The 16,614-nt window shown below is 65.1% G+C and carries 12 protein-coding genes; all 12 read right to left on the bottom strand.

Annotated features, from left to right (window positions below):
• Positions 1-16 precede the first annotated feature (16 nt).
• The 12 genes from AC1HIY_RS09040 to AC1HIY_RS08985 all read right to left on the bottom strand — a co-directional run bounded on the left by AC1HIY_RS09040 (position 17) and on the right by AC1HIY_RS08985 (position 16,611).
• Complete coding sequence (locus tag AC1HIY_RS09040; protein WP_479576402.1) at positions 17-1,801, bottom strand: sodium:solute symporter family protein; 1,785 nt, start codon at positions 1,799-1,801, stop codon at positions 17-19.
• 171 nt (positions 1,802-1,972) lie between these two features.
• Complete coding sequence (locus tag AC1HIY_RS09035; RefSeq protein WP_479576401.1) at positions 1,973-2,296, bottom strand: DUF5335 family protein; 324 nt, start codon at positions 2,294-2,296, stop codon at positions 1,973-1,975.
• A gap of 46 nt (positions 2,297-2,342) precedes the next feature.
• The gene (locus AC1HIY_RS09030) at positions 2,343-3,380 is read right to left on the bottom strand and encodes an Acg family FMN-binding oxidoreductase (protein WP_479576400.1); all 1,038 of its coding nucleotides are present in this window, start codon (positions 3,378-3,380) and stop codon (positions 2,343-2,345) included.
• Positions 3,381-3,572: 192 nt separating this feature from the next.
• Complete coding sequence (locus tag AC1HIY_RS09025; protein WP_479576399.1) at positions 3,573-4,256, bottom strand: peroxiredoxin; 684 nt, start codon at positions 4,254-4,256, stop codon at positions 3,573-3,575.
• Between the two features lie 118 nt (positions 4,257-4,374).
• Positions 4,375-4,872, bottom strand: coding sequence for a hypothetical protein (locus AC1HIY_RS09020; RefSeq protein WP_479576398.1), 498 nt, complete (start codon positions 4,870-4,872; stop codon positions 4,375-4,377).
• Between the two features lie 15 nt (positions 4,873-4,887).
• Positions 4,888-6,204 carry a TolC family protein gene (locus tag AC1HIY_RS09015; RefSeq protein ID WP_479576397.1) on the bottom strand — a complete coding sequence of 439 codons (1,317 nt, stop codon included), beginning with the start codon at positions 6,202-6,204 and terminating at the stop codon, positions 4,888-4,890.
• Positions 6,201-9,332, bottom strand: coding sequence for an efflux RND transporter permease subunit (locus AC1HIY_RS09010; RefSeq protein WP_479576396.1), 3,132 nt, complete (start codon positions 9,330-9,332; stop codon positions 6,201-6,203). Before AC1HIY_RS09010 ends, AC1HIY_RS09015 begins: the two co-directional genes overlap by 4 nt.
• Positions 9,333-9,399: 67 nt before the next feature.
• Positions 9,400-10,446: an efflux RND transporter periplasmic adaptor subunit gene (locus tag AC1HIY_RS09005; protein WP_479576395.1), complete on the bottom strand. Its 1,047-nt coding sequence runs from the start codon at positions 10,444-10,446 to the stop codon at positions 9,400-9,402.
• A 293-nt stretch (positions 10,447-10,739) separates the two neighbouring features.
• On the bottom strand, positions 10,740-12,200 hold the full coding sequence (locus AC1HIY_RS09000) for a sensor histidine kinase (protein ID WP_479576394.1): 1,461 nt from the start codon (positions 12,198-12,200) through the stop codon (positions 10,740-10,742).
• Positions 12,193-12,888 (bottom strand): response regulator transcription factor, encoded by a 696-nt coding sequence (locus AC1HIY_RS08995; protein ID WP_479576393.1) that lies wholly within the window; start codon positions 12,886-12,888, stop codon positions 12,193-12,195. Before AC1HIY_RS08995 ends, AC1HIY_RS09000 begins: the two co-directional genes overlap by 8 nt.
• Positions 12,889-12,956: 68 nt before the next feature.
• Positions 12,957-15,695 carry a cation-translocating P-type ATPase gene (locus AC1HIY_RS08990; RefSeq protein WP_479576392.1) on the bottom strand — a complete coding sequence of 913 codons (2,739 nt, stop codon included), beginning with the start codon at positions 15,693-15,695 and terminating at the stop codon, positions 12,957-12,959.
• Positions 15,658-16,611 (bottom strand): universal stress protein, encoded by a 954-nt coding sequence (locus tag AC1HIY_RS08985; RefSeq protein ID WP_479576391.1) that lies wholly within the window; start codon positions 16,609-16,611, stop codon positions 15,658-15,660. The genes AC1HIY_RS08990 and AC1HIY_RS08985 overlap by 38 nt, the downstream gene beginning before the upstream one ends.
• Between the last annotated feature and the right edge of the window lie 3 nt (positions 16,612-16,614).

The following is a 16,614-nucleotide window of genomic DNA, read 5'->3' as shown; positions in this document are numbered from 1 at the left end:
AAAGCGACGATGAGGCTCATGAAGCCAGGTGCGCGGTCCGGGCGATGCGGATGGTGCCCAGGGCGCTCAGCGTCGAGAAGGCGATGAGGAGAATGCCCACGAGCGGTTTGCCCAGGACGAGGTATCCGACCCCCAGGAGGGCGGAATAGATGAAGAGCACGCCGAGGAACCAGCCCATCCACTTTTGCGATGCCGTCATGTCCGCCTGCACCTCCGGACACCGGGCGGCGACCGGCCCCCACCACCCGCCGGGACGCACTTTCCGGTAAAAATGGTCAAGTTTTTCGTCCGGTGCGGGCTTCGTCTTCAGCGCGACCACCACCCAGACGAAGGTGCAAAAAAGGAGGATGAAGACGGCCCGGATGAAGTTGTATTCTTCGCCATAAAACGTATCGACTGCCTGCACGACCGCGTCGGGCAGCAGGCCGATCTTTTCGAGGAGCCGCGCCGCGAGAAAACCGTTGGCGATGGCCACGGATCCGATCATCGCGCTGATCTCCGCCCACGCGTTGACGCGCCACCAGTACCATCGGAGCAGCAGCACCATCGCCATACCCGCCGTCAACTCGATGATATAGATCCACGCCCGTTCAATGGATTCCATCTGCCATGCCGTCAGCGCCGCGATGACGACGAGGATGACCACCGCGACGCGAGAGGCCAGCACATAGTGGCGAGCCGTCTCATTTTTTCGAAGGAAGCGTTTGTACACGTCCGTGACGAGGTACGAAGCGCCCCAGCACAGGTGCGTGTCCATCGTGCTCATGAACGCTGCGAGGAAAGCCGCCACGAGCAATCCCCGCAACCCTGCCGGCATCATCTTCGCAATCATCATCGGATAGGCGAGTTCGGGATCGGCGGCCAGATGCGCCACGGCGCCGTCGACCGGAAGGATGATGAGCGAACCCAGACCCGCGATGATCCACGGCCACGTCATGAGCGTTCCGGCGAAGGCAAACCAGAGCGCGGTCAACGTCGCCTGCTTGTCGTCCCTGGTGGCGAAGAGGCGCTGGGCCATATAACCGTCGTGCCCGCTCCGGGTCCAGAGCACGAGGATCAGACAGAGGTAGGAGAAAAACTCGAGCGGGCTGATGTGCGCGGGGTTCGGCACGAGGTCGAGCGCGCCCGCCGGGGCGTCCGAGAGGGCGCTTATTTGCCGCACCATCTCGACGGGTCCGCCGACTTCATAGAGGATGATGCCGGCCAGGATGAAGGACCCGATGATGCCGACGGAAAACTGGAGAAAATCCGTAGCCACGACGCCCCAGAGGCCTGAAGCGATGGTATATACGAGCGCCATCGTGACGCACACGGTGAGGGTGAGCACCGGTCCCCAGCCGAGGAGGATGCGGCTGAACTTCACCATGGCGAGCATCACCCACCCCATGATGACACAGTTCCGCAACACGCCCTGATAGATGGCCGTAAAGCCCCGCAGCGCCGAGGCCGAACGCCCGCCGTACCGGAGCTCGATGAACTCGGCGTCGGTGATGACCTCCGCCCGCCGCCACAGCTTGGCATAGAAGAACACCAGCAGCATGATGCCGGCGGCCTCGTACCACCACAGCCAGTTCGCGTAGATCCCCTGCTGCCGGACGAGTGAGGCGGCCGCCAGCGGCGCGTCGGAGGCGAACCATGTGGCGGCAATGGACGTGCCCGCCAGCCACCACGGCAAGGTGCGCCCCGCCACGAAATACTCTTCGATGCTCTGTCCTGCCCTGCCGGTGAACCACAGACCGAGCGCAAGCGTGATCACTCCATAGGCTGCAATAACGATCCAGTCAGCCGCGACGAGTTGCATAGACGAGGGGCTTCGGGTGAGCGTGAGGGCTTCGGAACGGCCTCGGTGATCAGCCGCGAACGAAGATAATGAAAACGATACCATCACGCCAGGCGCAGGAAAAAAAGACCCTCGCCCGGATCTCCGCCCCGGCCCGATTCCCGCGTCCCGGGCTCCTTCAGCCCGCCGCCGTCATCGAAGCTCGACGATCTCTTTCCGCCCGTCCTTCTGCGTGATGGACAGGCTGTTGATCCGCCCGTCCTGCTCATCTACATAAATCTCGACGGGATGATAGATGAGGTGGTCGAGGTTTTCGACGGCGATCTCCAGGAGGTCGTCTTTCGGATCGTAGGTAATGCCGATGAGGGGCAGCCACTTCGTCTCCGGCTGCGTGCCGATCTCCGGCGAAAGCACCTGAATCTCGGCATAATCGACCCGCTTGTTCTGGATCATCTCCCGGGAGAACCGATCGAAAAACGCTTCCCACGCTTCTTTCTCTAGTTTGCGGACGCTCATGAGTTCACCTCGTCTGGACGTGGTTTCGGCAGAAAAAGGTCTTTGACTAATGATATCTCTGGCGGAGCAACACTTCATGCACGGCCCGGCGCGGAGTCGCTCGCACGCTCGGTCCATAGCCCATCCGGAGCACCAGTTGCGGCTGACGCTCGCCTCCGATCAACTTGCGCACCTCGGTGCGGAGCGCATCCACTTCCACGGGCTGATTGAGGAACGAGGCGTACAGCCCCAGATCCGTGGCGCGGAGCAGGGCCCGTTCGAGCGCCTGTCCGGCAGTCAGCCAGGCGGGCGGCGTGTCGGCGCCGGTGCTGAGGACCAGCAGCGCGGGAGAGCCTTCGGCGAGTTGCCGATCCCGGGCGGCCCGCCCTCGGCCCCAGTCGAAGGTGCGAATTATGAGAGGTTCGGCGTATGCGCCGGGCCCGGAGCGCCCCAGAGCATAGCCGGGAATCCCGTCGCGGCTGTGGCTTCGCCCGGGATGGACCCATGAGGCCAGCTCCCGGCGGAAATGACGATCGCTCGCCTGCCGCCGGTCGCCCTCCGCGATCAGGTCGGCCAGGCGCTCCCGGTCCGCCCGTTTCCGGATCACGTGCAGCTGCGCGCCTTCCCGCGCCGCCGCCTCCTGCACCGCCCCCAGGTCCGCCTCCGGTATGGGTCTCGGCTCGAAGGGCCGCCGGTTCGTCCGCCGCTTCTTGATCGCCATGAAAAGCCGGTGATCTTCCACGGACGCCTCGCGCCCGGACCCGAAGCGCACAAAGGCCAGCAGGTCCGGGTCGTCGAGCTCCGGGAAAGTGTGCGTCACGGGCACGAAGCCATAGTGGATCATGGCGATCCGAAGGTTGAAGAGCGCCGCCCCGCAACTCATGATGAGTTCGCGGTCTTCCGGGTCGAGGACGGCCAGCCCGCGCGTTCGGTCGGCATACAGCTCCAGTTCATCCCCGGCGATCTTGAAGAGCCACGGCTGCGTGTTGTGTCCCGAGGGCGCCAGCACCGCGTAATTTAGAAGAAACTTGAAGCGTTCTTCTGCAGTCCCCCGCCAGGGAAAGTCTTCCTCACGGACCATCCAGGGATCATCGAGGTTTTCCATGACACGATTCCGGATACTGTCAGGCAAACGTGCACCCTTCTAGGATAACGGCATGTTATCCCGCCCTTTGCCGTGTTTTCGCGGAAAAATGCTGTCGGGGAAACTCCCACAATAGCCGGGTCGGACGGGCGCCAACGAAAAAAGGCGGAGACGCCGAAGCGCCCCCGCCCTCTTCGCCCGGTTCGTCCGGATTCAGAGCGGCAGTTCCTTTTTGCAGAAGTACCAGTCCACGCACTCGTAGCCCTCGTGCATCCGCGCCTCGGCTTCCTCGGCAGTCGCCGGCGGGGGCACGATCACCTTGTCGCCGGGATGCCAGCCTTCGGGCGTGGCGACGCCGTACTGGTCGGTCGTCTGGAGCGCCCTGACCAGGCGCAGCACCTCGGGAATCGCACGGCCGTTGGTGAGCGGATAGTAGATCATCGCCCGGAGGATGCCCTTGTCGTCGATGACGAAGACGGCTCGGACGGCCGCCGTGTCGCTCGCGCCGGGCTGCACCATTCCATACTTACTCGCGACGTTCATCGAGAGGTCGGCGATGATCGGGAAGGGCACGTCGATGCCGAACTTCTCCTTGATGTTGCGGACCCACGCCAGGTGGGAATAATTGCTGTCGATGGAGAGTCCGAGCAGGTCGCAGTTCATCGCCTGGAACTCTTCGTAGTGCTTCGAGAAGCCCAGAAACTCGGTCGTGCACACAGGCGTGAAGTCGGCCGGGTGTGAGAACAGCACGAGCCAGCGGCCCTTGTAATCGGAAAGCCTCCGGACGCCGTGCGTCGTGGGCGCTTCGAAGTCGGGCGCGGGTTCGTTCAGACGGGGAAACTGGATCGTCTGCCCGTGCGCCGTCGTGGTTCCGTTCTGGGTTAGTGTATCTGCCATGATGCAACCTCCAGTATTTTTTTAAGGGTTGAGCTCTCCGGAAAAAGCGACTCCATACCCCGAAGAGTGATCAGTTTTTTATTCGAAAAAAAGTACAGAAATGACTTTTTCAAATACGCTAGTCTTCATGATCCGGTTCCGCATGATTTTCATCGGCATCGTCGTCTGAAGTCGAAACGGATGTCGTGTTCGCGCGAATCTCCGGATGGTTGATTTTTCCGCCGAGCGAGCCCGTCCATACCATGAGGCCGCTCGTCACGACGGCGAGCGCGAGCGCCACCGGTGCCAGGCGCCGGTGCAGGCTCTGCAGGAACAGGGCCGCCAGCGACGCCACCCCGAGCACGAGGGCCGCGATGAACGCGAAGAGCGCCGCATCTTCGTGCGCTTCGATGAGACTTTCCGAGACCCCCGGCCCATGTTCGACGAGTTCCTCCGCTCCCTCCCCGGAAAAGTAAACGGCTATCGCCACGAGACCCGTGAAGACGAAAAGCGCAAGGCTCAGACGCACCATCTCGGGTTTCTTTCGCCACAGAGCGAAGGCAAGCAAAACGGTCCCGAAGAGGATGCCGAGAATTGGAATGTGGTTCAGAAGCAGGTGTATTTGGGCGGCATTCATTGCGACCTCCAGGGGTTATTTCGACATGTACTCCGAGTTATAAACGATGTCCTCTCCGGTAAAGCGTTCGAGTTCGATGAGGTTGCGGTAGTACTCATGAAGGACGTCGTAATAGCGTTTCTGGCTGTTGAGATACGTGCGCTGGGTATCGAGGAGCGTGAGCAGGTCGAGTTCTCCCAGGCGGTAGCCCTCTCGGGTGCGGCGCATCAACTCGGCGGAGCGGCGGCGCACCACCTGCTGATACCGTCGGATCGTGTGGAGACTCGTGTCATAGTTGTGCCACGCCTGCTCGATATCGTTTTTCATCCGGAGCAACACGTCCTGCCTGCGCCAGACCTGGTCCTGCTCCTGTGCCCGGGCCGTCTCGATCCGCCCCCTGTGGTTGAAAGGCAACCAGAGCGGCACGGTGAACCCGACCTGAAATCCGAAATTTCGATACCCACGGCCAAAATCCTGGGGATAGTACTGAAAATTTAGCCGGGGTAAAAGCGCGCTTTTCTCCTCTTTGAGCCGGACCCTCGCCGCCTCCAGGTCCCGGTCCGCGGCCAGAAGCGCCGGCTGGGCCTTCAAGCGCGCCAGCACCGATGCCTGATCGATCTCGACCGGAAAAAACCCGAGCGTGTCGGGGAAGCGAATGGCATAGCTCTGCTCGTCCGGATCCAGCCCGATGACGCGGAAGAGGACGTAGCGGGAGGTGTGAAGCACCTTCTCGGCTTCGGCCAGCTTGTTCTGCGCCTCGGCATGCTCGATCTCGGCTTTCATCAGGTCGATCTCGGCGGATTCGCCCACCTCCATCCGCGTCCGGACGGCGCGCATGAGGTCCTCCATGAGGCTCACTTCCTCCCGCCGCAGGCGCACGAGTTCGAGCGAATAGACCAGATCGGTGTAGGCCCGTTTGACGGCGGCCCGAACGGTCCGCACCGCGTCTTCGACCTCGAGGGTGCGCGCTTCGCGTTGTGTATCGATCCGACGCACCCGAAAATAGCTCTGGAGCGGGAAGTCTATCGTCTGCGAAACGCCCCACCGTTGTTCCGTGAACCCGCCGCCGCCGCCGGTGGGAATCCCTTCCCGGAAATAGGTGATCTCCGGGGCATGGATCCCGAAGGCCGTCCACCGTTCGCCCTGCTGCATTTCCACCTGACGGCGTTTCCGGTTGAGGAACGGGTTGTTCGCCAGGGCCGTCTCGATGGCGTCGTACACCCGCAGTTCCGGCCCCACTTCCGGCGCCTGGGCATGAAGCGTTCCGGCGGCGGGAAGGAGCCAGATGAGCGCGAGCAGCATCCGCCGCGCGCCGAGATCGGTCGTCGAAGTGAAAAAGCCGTCCTTCATCATGCGCCTGCTCCTTGCGTCTGATCGGTGAGGTCCACTTCCCGGAACGGGTCTTCGCGCCCCGGCACGTGCGCGTCGCTTTCGAGCCAGTTGTAAATCGTCGGGAGGACGAGGAGCGTCAGCAGCGTCGCCGTGATGAGGCCGCCGATGACGACCGTCGCCAGGGGCCGCTGCACCTCCGAGCCGGGTCCGACGTTGAAGGCCATCGGGATGAAGCCGAGGCTTGCCACGAGCGCCGTCATAAGCACCGGGCGGAGCCGGTCGGCGCTGCCCCGGATCGTCGCCTCCCGTACGGAGAGACCTCGACGACGGAGCTCGTTCAGGTGAGAGACGAGCACGATGCCGTTGAGCACCGCCACCCCGAAGAGCGCCACGAAGCCGATGCTCGCCGAGACCGACAGATACAATCCCCGCGCGAAGAGCAGAAAGACGCCGCCGGAGAGCGCAAACGGGAGGTTGAGGAAGATGAGCCACGCATAGCGCATCTGACCGAACATGAGGTAAAGCAGCCCGAGGATGATGAACAGCGAGAGCGGAACCACCACGTAGAGGTGGCGCATGGCGCGCTGTTGGTTTTCGAACGCCCCGCCGTATTCGATGAAGTTGCCGGGCGGGACGTCCAGACGCTCCTCGATGGCGTTTTGCAGGTTGGCCACGTACGTGCCGATGTCGATGTCTTTCAGGTTGGCCCCCACCACGACGCGCCGCCACCCGTTCTCCCGAGCGATCTCGCGCGGCCCCTCCTGCGCCGTGATCTTGGCAAGGCGACTCAGCGGAACGTCGTCGCCGCCGGGCAGGTGCACGGGCACATTCATCAGGTCCCGGAACGTGCGGCGCAGGTGCTCGGGATAGCGCACGGTGATGTCGTACCGGCGCTGCCCCTCGAAGACCTCGCCTGCCGTCTGCCCGCCGATGCCCGCCTCGATGATCTGCTGCACGTCCTGCACGTTTAGTCCGTACGCCGCGATAGCCTTGCGATCGATCTCGATGTTCAGGTATGGCTGCCCGATGGATTGTTCGAGGAAGAAGTTGTCCGTCCCCGGAAGGTCCGGCAGGATGCGCGTGATCTCCTCGCCGATGCGATTGAGCACGTCGAGGTCTTCGCCGTAGACCTTCACCGCCACGTCGGACTTGACGCCGCTCGTCAGTTCGTCCACGCGCATGGCGATCGGCTGCGTGAAATTGTAGGAAAGCCCCGGCTCGGAGGTCAAAAAAGGTCGTATCTCTTCAATGATACGCGCTTTCGTCATGCCCTTGCGCCACTGATCGCGGGGCTTGAGAATCACCCATACGTCGGTCTGATGCACGCCCATCCAGTCGTTGGCCAGGTCCGAGCGCCCCGTCTTTGGAACCACCGTGGCGATCTCGGGAATGTTCGCGACGAGTTGTCCCGCCAGCCGGTCGGCGTTCCGGACGGACTCTTCGAGCGTCACGCTCGGCATCCGCACCTCCTCGATCAAGATCGAGCCTTCGTCGAGCTCCGGCAGAAACTCGGTGCCGAGCAGGGGTATGACGGCCATCGAGAGCGCAAAGACGACGAGCGACGCGCCGATGACCGCCCACTTCCGATCGAGACTTTTTTCGAGGAAGCGTCGGTAGCGGGGCAGCATCCGGTCGAGCACGTAATTCTTCCGCACCCGCACGCCCCTTCTGAAAATGACGGCCGCCATCGCCGGGACGTAGACGAGCGCGAGCAGGAGTGAGCCGAAGACCGCCGTCGCCACGGTGATCGCCATCGGGCGGTAGAGGATGCCCTCCATCCCCTGGAACGTGGCAATCGGGACGTAGACCATCAGGATGATGAGCACGCCGAAAAAGATCGGCCGGGCCACCTCGTGCGCGGCTTCCCGGAGCACGAGGACGACCGGCCGCTTGCCGTCGTTCTCCTGAAGCTTGTGCACCATGTTTTCGATCATCACCACCGAGCCGTCGACGACCATGCCGAAGTCGATCGCGCCGAGACTCATGAGGTTGGCGGCGAGTCCGAGCTCGCGCATGCCGATGAACGCGAAGAGCATCGAGAGCGGGATCACCGAAGCCACGATGAGCGCCCCCCGGATCTCTCCGAGCAGGAGCAAGAGCACCGCGATGACGAAAAAGCCCCCCTCGACCAGGTTCGTCGCGACCGTGTGCGTCGTGCGGTCGACCAGGTCGGACTGATCGTAGAACTTCTCCACACGGACGCCTTCGGGGAGTCCGGCGTTGACCTCCTCGATTTTCTCCTCGATGGCCCGGATGACCTCGCGGCCGTTGCCGCCCCGGATCATCATGACGATGCCCGTGACGATCTCCCCGCGTCCATCCTGCGTGACGGCGCCCTGCCGGAGCTGCCGTCCGAGCCGCACCTCGGCCACGTCGCGCACGTAGACGGGCCGCCCCGAAAGCTTGGTGACGATGATGTCCTCGATGTCTCCCAGATCCCGAATCTGCCCGAAGCCGCGGATGATGTACTGCTCCCGATTGTGTTCGAGATAATTGCCCCCGGAGACGCTGTTGTTCTGGTCGATCGCCTCGATCACGTCGCCGAGTCCGATGTCGTACACCCGGAGTTTGCCCGGAAGCACCACGACCTCATATTGCTTGACGAACCCGCCGAAAGAGTTGATTTCCGTGACCCCGCGCACGGTCTTGAGCTGGGGTGCGACGAGCCAGTCCTGGATGGTCCGCAGTTCCGTCAGCGAGTGGCCGTCTCCCCGGACGACGTACTGATAGATCTCGCCGAGCGCCGTCGAAATGGGGCCGAGTTGCGGTGAAGAGACGCCTTCCGGCAACTCATCGACGACGCTCTGAAGCCGCTGGCTAACCATCTGCCGGGCAAAATATATGTCCGTACCCTCGTCGAACTCGACGGTAACCGCCGAGAGCCCGAACTGCGAGATCGAACGCACCTCTCTCACGTCCGGGAGGCCGTTCATGGTGGTCTCGATGGGAAAGCTGACGAGGCGTTCGACGTCGTACGGCGAATACCGCCCGGCCTTCGTGATGACGAGCACCTGGACGGGCGTCACGTCCGGCAGCGAGTTGATGGGCAGGTGCATCAGTGCCTCGACGCCGCCGAAGGACATCAGCGCCACGAGCGAGAGCGCCACGTATTTGTGACGAAGGCTGAAATCTATGACGCGGGTGAGCATGGTCTCTTTCGATGGACAACGGCTTCCGGAGACGAGCACACGCGCGCCGTCCGAAGAAAGCCCGGTGTTATTCGGCGTATTGCTCGAAGCGGCCGATCGCTTTCAGGCTGAACAACTGGGAGACGGCGATCTGCTCGCCTTCCCGCAGCCCCTCGCCCACGATCACTTCGTCGCTCGTGATGCGACTGACGGTGATGGGCCTCCGCTCGTACGTCGTCTCGCGCTTCCTGACGAAAACGACGGGCTGCTCCCCCTCATACACAACTGCCGACAGCGGAATCCGGATCGCCGGCGCATCGGAGCCGATGCGGAGGGTGAGGCGCACGTTCTGGCCCGGCTTCGGCCACCCGCGCCGCGTCTTCACGCGGATGTTGACCGTCACCGACTTGTTCGCCGGGTCGAGGGCGGGGTTGATGGTGGTGACGGCGGCCCGAAGGTCCTCGCGCTCGAAGGGCTGCCCGCCGACTCGCACGGGATCGCCCGGACGCAAAAGGGGCGCGTCTTCGGGCGAGACGAACCCTTTGATGAGCACCTCCTCGGGGTTGAGAATGGACATCATCGGGGCATAGGCTTCCACGGACTGCCCCAGGTCGATGTCGTGCGCATCGATGATGCCGGAGATGGGCGCGTGGATCGGCAGCACGGGACGCGTGGTCTCCCCCGCCGTCCACGCTTCGAGTTGCGCTTCGGTGATGTTGAGCGCGCGCAACCGGGCGTAGGCGGCGCTCACGGCGGCGCCGGCGCGGGCGAGGTCGGCCTGCGCCTTGTCGAGCGCGGCGCGGGGGCTGATCTTTTTCTCCACGAGCGTGGCCAGCCGCTCGACCTGCGCACGTCGGTACGTTTCCTCCGCGCGAGCCTGGAGATATTCGGCGGCGAGGTTCGCGAATTCGAGGCTTTCGAGTTCGAGCAGCACCTGCCCGCGCCGCACGGGCTCGCCTTCGTGCGCCGTGACCCGCACCACCCGCCCGCTGATGGGCGCGCTCACCCGCGCGAAGAAGCCGGGCGCCGGATAGACCTCGCCGGGGAGGGCGACCGTGTAGCTCAGCGGCCGCAGCCGCACCGTGTCCGTCTCGATCCGAAGCTCGGCGGCCTGCTCGGGCGTCAGTTCGATCACTCGGACGTCGGTGAGGGAAACTCCGGCAGAGGAAGGCGGTGGAGGCGTGACCGGCGGCTCGGTGGGCTCACCGCATGCGGCAAGCCCCAGCGCGAGAAGCCACCCCCCCCATACCCTCGCACCCATCCGTGTCTTTCTCATGATCCCCGTGTAAAGATCCTGGTTCGATTCGTCGCACGGGATATACCGGTGCGCCCTGCCAAAGATCGTGAGAGGACGATGAGAGATGCATTAGAAAACCGTGAGAACCGTCCGGGGTTTGCGCAGATTTATCGAGATTTATTTCAGCGCATTCATTTCCCTGAATTCCAACCCGGCAGCATCACGTCGAAGCGCGCGCCCGTGCCGGGCTCCGAAGCAACCGAGACGTTGCCCCCATGGCGGAACACGATCTGCCGGACGATGGAGAGGCCGAGGCCGCTCCCACCGACCTGCACCCGCTGAACGCCGGGCACGCGGAAGAACCGGTTCCACACGAGCGGCGTGTATTCGGGCGCAATGCCGGGCCCGGTGTCCGCCACCGAGAGAACGACCGGATCGCCGCCCGTCACCCGCACCTCGACGCGCCCCTCGGTCGTGTATTTGAGCGCGTTGTCGAGCAGATTGCGCACGATCTCACGGAGCAGGTCCGGCTGCCCGTCGACCCAGGCTTCCCCGTTCGCCTCGATCGTGAGCGCCAGCCCCCTTTCGCGGGCGCCGGGCGCGAAGGCTTCTCCCTCCTCCCGCACGAGGGCCGCGAGGTCGACGCGCTCCGTGGGCAGCGCGTCGGAACGATCGAGACGGGCCAGCATGAGCAGCGCGCGCACCGTGCGCGTCAGTTCCGAGAGGCGGGTGTCGAGGAGGCGCAGCGTCTCCCGGTAGGCTTCCGGCGACCGCGCCCGCCGAAGCGCGATCTCGACGTGCCCGCGCAAGACCGTGAGCGGCGTCTGAAGCTCGTGCGCCGCATTCGACGTGAACCGTCGCATCTCCTCGAAAGCGTCTTCGAGCCGGTCCAGCGTCTCGTTCATCACGTCGGCGAGAAGGGCCGTCTCCCGGTCGGCATCGGGCGGCACGGCCACGCGGGCGCCGAGTTGCCGGGAGGTGATCGACTGCGCAAAGGCAGTGATGTGTTCGAGGGGCCGAAGCACCCGCCCCGCCGAGACGCCTATGAGCCAGAGGAGCACCATCGAGAAAAAGAGAAAGAGCCCGACGAGGAAGAAGGCCAGGGGCCGCAGCAGCGAGGCGGTGTCCGGCACGAACCGGCCCACCTGAACGTAGCCGACCGTCTGCCCGTCCGGCCCTTCCACCGGACGCGTGATGTGATACAGGTCCATCTCCCCCACCCGGAAGCGATGCAACTTCGAGATCAGGATCGTCCCGGAAACGTCCAGGAGCCGATCGGGATAGTGGGGCGGCGACAGTCGTTCGATGTTTTTGGAGGCGCGCAGCAGGCGTCCTTGCCCGTCGAAGACCTGAAGAAAGAGCGGATCGAAGCGACGCTCGATAAACAGATGATGCGGTTCGTCCCAGAAATAACGGTCCACCAGGAGCGCACCCGAGGGGGTGAGGATCTCCGAGATCACCTCTTCGATCTCGCGTTCGACGAGATCGTTGGCGGTGTGGTTGAGCGTGGCATAGGCGATGCCCCACACCAGGAGGCAGAGCACGGCGAGCACGAGCACGAGGGTCGGGCCGACGCGCCCGAGCAGCCGGCGCCGGAACGACGGTCGCGCGACGGGAGCGGCGGCGCGCGAGGGAGGGGCGGCCTCAGGCATCGGCGACCTCCCCGGCAGGCACGTACCGGTAGCCGACCCCCCGCACCGTCTCGATGCGCGCGGCGCACCCGACCTCGGCGAGTTTGTGGCGGAGGTAGTTCACGTATACGTCGATGAGGTTCGTGCCCCGGTCGAAGTCGTGCCCCCACACCTCCCGATGGATCACTTCACGGCTGAGGGCTTCGTTGCGCCGCCCGAGGAAGAAGGCCAGGAGGTCGAACTCTCTGGGGGTGAGCGAGAGCGCCCGCGCCCCGCACCGGCACGTGTGCGCCACGGGATCGAGCGTGAGCGCGCCGTCCCGGAAGAGTCCCTCGTACGGCGTGTTCCGGGCGCGCCGGAGGAGCGCTTCCGTTCGCGCGAGCAGTTCGACGAAGGCGAAGGGCTTGGGCAGGTAGTCGTCCGCCCCCGCGCGCAAACCGCGCACCTTGTCCTCCACCGCGTCGAGCGCCGTCAGCATCATCACCGGGAGGGTCGGCCGTACGATGCGCAGGCGGCGACACACCTCCAGGCCCGTCATGTCCGGGAGCTGTACGTCGAGCAGAACGAGGTCGGCAGCCTCTTCCCGAAGGTGTTCGAGCGCTCCCCGCCCCGTGCTCACCCACGTCACCGCATACCCTTCCTCGTCCAGCCCCTGCCGGATGAAGGAGGCGACGTCCGGCTCGTCTTCCACCAGAAGAATTCGTGTCATCGCGTTCAAATTGTTTGTATTCGGTCGGGCGTCTGCGCCCTCACGGACGGCGCCCCCTCGCGGCGGTCTCACGACCCGTCGGCGCGCCTCCGCCATCCGTTCCACGCGGCGCCGACCACCGTCGGCAGCAGGCTCATCAGGAGGATGAGCAGCCACGCGCGTCCGTCGGGCGCCTCGATGCGGAGCACCCCGGCAAGCCCGGGCACGTACACGGCGGCGAGAAGGAGCCCGACGCACAGCGCGAGGGCCGCCCACACGTACGGATTTCGCGTCACTTCGTTCACCCACAGGCCCTCCCGCCGACCGCGCATGTTGAAGACGTGCCAGAGTTGCGCCAGCGCGAGCGTGAGGAAAGAGACGGTGACGGCGGCCCCGGCCGGCATCGACAACGCCGTCCGTGCCAGAAAGAGCGAGCCGAGCACGGAGGTGGTGATCATCCCCCCGTAGGCCGCGATCCCGTACCACTGACGCCGCCCGAGCACCGGCTCGTCCGCTGCCCTCGGGGGGCGACGCATGACGTCCGACGGACCCTTCCCGACGCCGAGCGCCAGCGCCGGAAAGACGTCCGTGACCAGGTTCAGGAAGAGGATCTGAAGCGGAAGCACGGGCAAGGGCGCGCCCGCCGCCGAAGCCAGACCGACGACCATGACCTCGCTCACGTTGCACGACATCAGGTAAAACACGAACCGCCGGATGTTTCCGAAGATGATGCGCCCCTGTTCGATGGCCGCGACGATGGTCGAGAACGCATCGTCTTCGAGCACCATGTCGGCGGCTTCTCGGGCGACCTGTGTGCCGCGTTTGCCCATCGCCACCCCGATGTCCGCCTTTTTGAGGGCGGGCGCATCATTGACGCCGTCGCCCGTCATGGCCACGATGCGCCCGGCCCGCTGATGCAGTTCGATCAGGTCGAGCTTTTGCTTCGGGGTGACGCGGGCGAAGATCGGCGCTTCGAGGACGCGTCTCCGCTCGTCTTCCGAGAGCGCCGTCAGGTCCGGCGCCTCCGCGCCGTGGATGACCTCGACGTCCCCATCCGCGATGCCCACGGCTCGTGCGACGGCCAGCGCCGTCACGGGCTGATCGCCCGTCACCATGACGACGCGGATCCCGGCGGCCCGGCACGCTTCGACGGCGGGTCGCGCATCGCGGCGAGGCGGATCGTGGAGCGCGACGAGGGCGAGGAGGGTGAGCGCTTCGTACGGCTCCGCCTCCAGATTCGCCACCGTCTTCTCGGCCACGGCGAGCACGCGAAACCCTTCGGCGGCCAGCGCTTCGTTCCGGCGCATCCAGGCCTTGCGCCCGGCCTCGTCGAGGGGCCGAGGGCCGCCCTCCGTCCCCACGTGGGTCGCGGCGGCGAGGACGGCCTCGGGCGCGCCCTTGACCGCCACCCGAAAGCCTTCCGCCGTCTCATGAAACGTCGCCATGAGCTTCCGGTCCGGGTCGAAGGCTTCCTCACGCCGTTCCGGAAACGATCGGATCAGCCGCTCCCGGTCGATGCCGGCACGGGCGGCCGCGACGAGGAGCGCCACTTCGAGCGGATCGCCCGTAGCCCCTTCCTCGCGCCCGTCCCGGAGCGAGGCATTGTTGCACAGCGCCATCACCTCGAGCGTCTCCCGCAGTTCCCGGCGCTCGTCCGGCGTCACCGGCATGCCGTCCTTCCCGAACGTTTCGGCGAGCACCTCCTCGCCCTCGTCGAACACGAGGCGGGCGACGGTCATGCGATTTTCGGTGAGCGTCCCCGTCTTGTCGGTGCAGATCACGTGCGTCGCGCCGAGGGTCTCGACGGCGGAGAGGCGGTTGACGAGCGCGTGCTTCTTCGCCATGAGGCGCATGCCCCGCGCCAGCGCTATCGTGGCCACGATGGGCAGGCCCTCGGGGATCGTCGCCACGGCGAGCGCGAGGGCGGTCTCGATCATGAGGAAGGCGTCCTTGCCCGCCCACATCCCCACCGCGGCGATGACGGCCGTGAGCGCGAGGGTGACGTGGATCAGCCGCCTGCCGAGCCGGTTCAGCCGCTTCTCGAGGGGGGTGGCCTCCTCCTCCGCCTCCGCCACGAGCGCCGAGATGCGGCCCAGCTCGGTCGCCATGCCGGTCGCCGTCACGAGGGCCGTGGCCGACCCGCGCGTGACCGCCGTGCCCTTGAAGAGCATGCACGAGCGCTCGGCGAGCGGCGCCTCCGGAGGCGCCGGCCGGACGTCCTTCGGGACGGGCAGGCTCTCGCCCGTGAGCACCGACTCGTCGGCTTCGAGCTTCGAGCTTTCGACGAGCCGGAGGTCCGCCGTGATCACGTCCCCCCCTTCGACGAGGACCACATCGCCGGGCACCAGGTCTTCCGCCGGAACGGCCGTCACGCGCCCTTCGCGCCGCACGCGGGTGTGCACGACGCCGAGCGCGAAGAGCGCCTCCATCGAGCGCACCGCCCGAAGCTCGGTGGCGAAGCCGAGGACGGCATTGATGAGAATCACCACCACGATGGCCAGGCCTTCGATCGTCTCTCCAAAGAGAAAGGAGACGACCGCAGCCGCCAGAAGGAGCCCAACGATGAGGCTCTTGAACTGATCGACGAAGATCCGCCACGCCGCCCGCTTTTTCCGTCGGAGGAGCCGGTTGGGGCCGTAGCGTTGCCGCCGCCGCCGCACCTCGCCCGCGTCGAGGCCTCGCGTCACGTCCACGCCCAGGCGTTCGGCAACGACCGTCCACGGCAGGCTCCACACGGGGGCCGCCCCGTCGCCGACGGGAGCCGGCGACGCCCCCACCGAAGCGCCGGGCTCAGCCCGGCTCGGTTGCTTCGGCAACGTCTTCGGCATCTTTGGTCTTCTCCGCCTTCTTCTGCCGCGTGGCCAGCACCGGGCACGGCGCCGACCGGGCGACGCGGTCGCTCACGCTCCCGATGAAGAACCGCTCGGTCCCGGACAATCCTCTCGTTCCGAGAACGATGAGATCCGAGGAGAGCTCTTCCGCGAAGTCGAGAATCGTACCGGCGGCATGGCCGTCGGCGATGTGGAATTTATAGGAGACGGACATGCCCCCGATCTCGCTGACGAGTTCCTTCATGCGCGTCTCCACCTTCGCATGCAGATTCGGAACGATGTCATAGATCGTATTGACGCCGGTGAGCGAGGTCGGGAAGGCGAAGGGCTCGACGACGTGGAGGATGTCGAGATGGGCATGATAGGTTTGCCCGAGTTCACGCGCCCATCGGAGCACCTCCGTCGAATGGTCCGAGAGATCGATCGGCACGAGGATGTTCGCGACCTGCCCGGGCTTCACGCCTTCTTTCTCGGGCACGGTGAGCACGGAGCACGGCGCATTCCGAAGCACTTCGGCGGTCACACTCCCGAGAAGCAGGCGTTTGAAACCGCCCCTGCCGTGCGAGCCCATGATGATCAGGTCGATCTTTTCCCGCTCTGCATAGTGCGTGATCGCAGGCGAGATGCGGGCGCTTCGCTGCTTGACGAGCTCGACCCGGAGCCCTTCCGTGTCGAACGGCTCCATGCTTTTCTGGAGCATCTCATACACACTCACGTCGGGGGTCTTCTGGAGCGCCCGTGCCTCGGGAGCGAACTGCAGGGGGCTGTAATGATCCCCTTCGAGCGGATCCATGACGTGAAAAAGGTGGAGGGTGGCCCCGGCGCGTTTGGCCAGGTCGACCCCCAGGGCGAGCGCCTGCTCCGCCCCTTCGGAAAAATCGGTTGGGACCAGTATGTGTTTGATGATTTGCATCGC

It is taken from the genome of Rhodocaloribacter sp. (assembly GCF_056451265.1).
Note: the sequence above shows the minus strand (reverse complement) of the source record. Positions and strands in the feature narration are given on the sequence as shown.

Bases quoted from the DNA above. Each gene is read 5' to 3' on its own strand.
- AC1HIY_RS09040 (WP_479576402.1), bottom strand. From the start codon at position 1,801: ATGCAACTCGTCGCGGCTGACTGGATCGTTATTGCAGCCTATGGAGTG.
- AC1HIY_RS09035 (WP_479576401.1), bottom strand. From the start codon at position 2,296: ATGAGCGTCCGCAAACTAGAGAAAGAAGCGTGGGAAGCGTTTTTCGAT.
- AC1HIY_RS09030 (WP_479576400.1), bottom strand. From the start codon at position 3,380: ATGGAAAACCTCGATGATCCCTGGATGGTCCGTGAGGAAGACTTTCCC.
- AC1HIY_RS09025 (WP_479576399.1), bottom strand. From the start codon at position 4,256: ATGGCAGATACACTAACCCAGAACGGAACCACGACGGCGCACGGGCAG.
- AC1HIY_RS09020 (WP_479576398.1), bottom strand. From the start codon at position 4,872: ATGAATGCCGCCCAAATACACCTGCTTCTGAACCACATTCCAATTCTC.
- AC1HIY_RS09015 (WP_479576397.1), bottom strand. From the start codon at position 6,204: ATGATGAAGGACGGCTTTTTCACTTCGACGACCGATCTCGGCGCGCGG.
- AC1HIY_RS09010 (WP_479576396.1), bottom strand. From the start codon at position 9,332: ATGCTCACCCGCGTCATAGATTTCAGCCTTCGTCACAAATACGTGGCG.
- AC1HIY_RS09000 (WP_479576394.1), bottom strand. From the start codon at position 12,200: ATGCCTGAGGCCGCCCCTCCCTCGCGCGCCGCCGCTCCCGTCGCGCGA.
- AC1HIY_RS08995 (WP_479576393.1), bottom strand. From the start codon at position 12,888: ATGACACGAATTCTTCTGGTGGAAGACGAGCCGGACGTCGCCTCCTTC.
- AC1HIY_RS08990 (WP_479576392.1), bottom strand. From the start codon at position 15,695: ATGCCGAAGACGTTGCCGAAGCAACCGAGCCGGGCTGAGCCCGGCGCT.
- AC1HIY_RS08985 (WP_479576391.1), bottom strand. From the start codon at position 16,611: ATGCAAATCATCAAACACATACTGGTCCCAACCGATTTTTCCGAAGGG.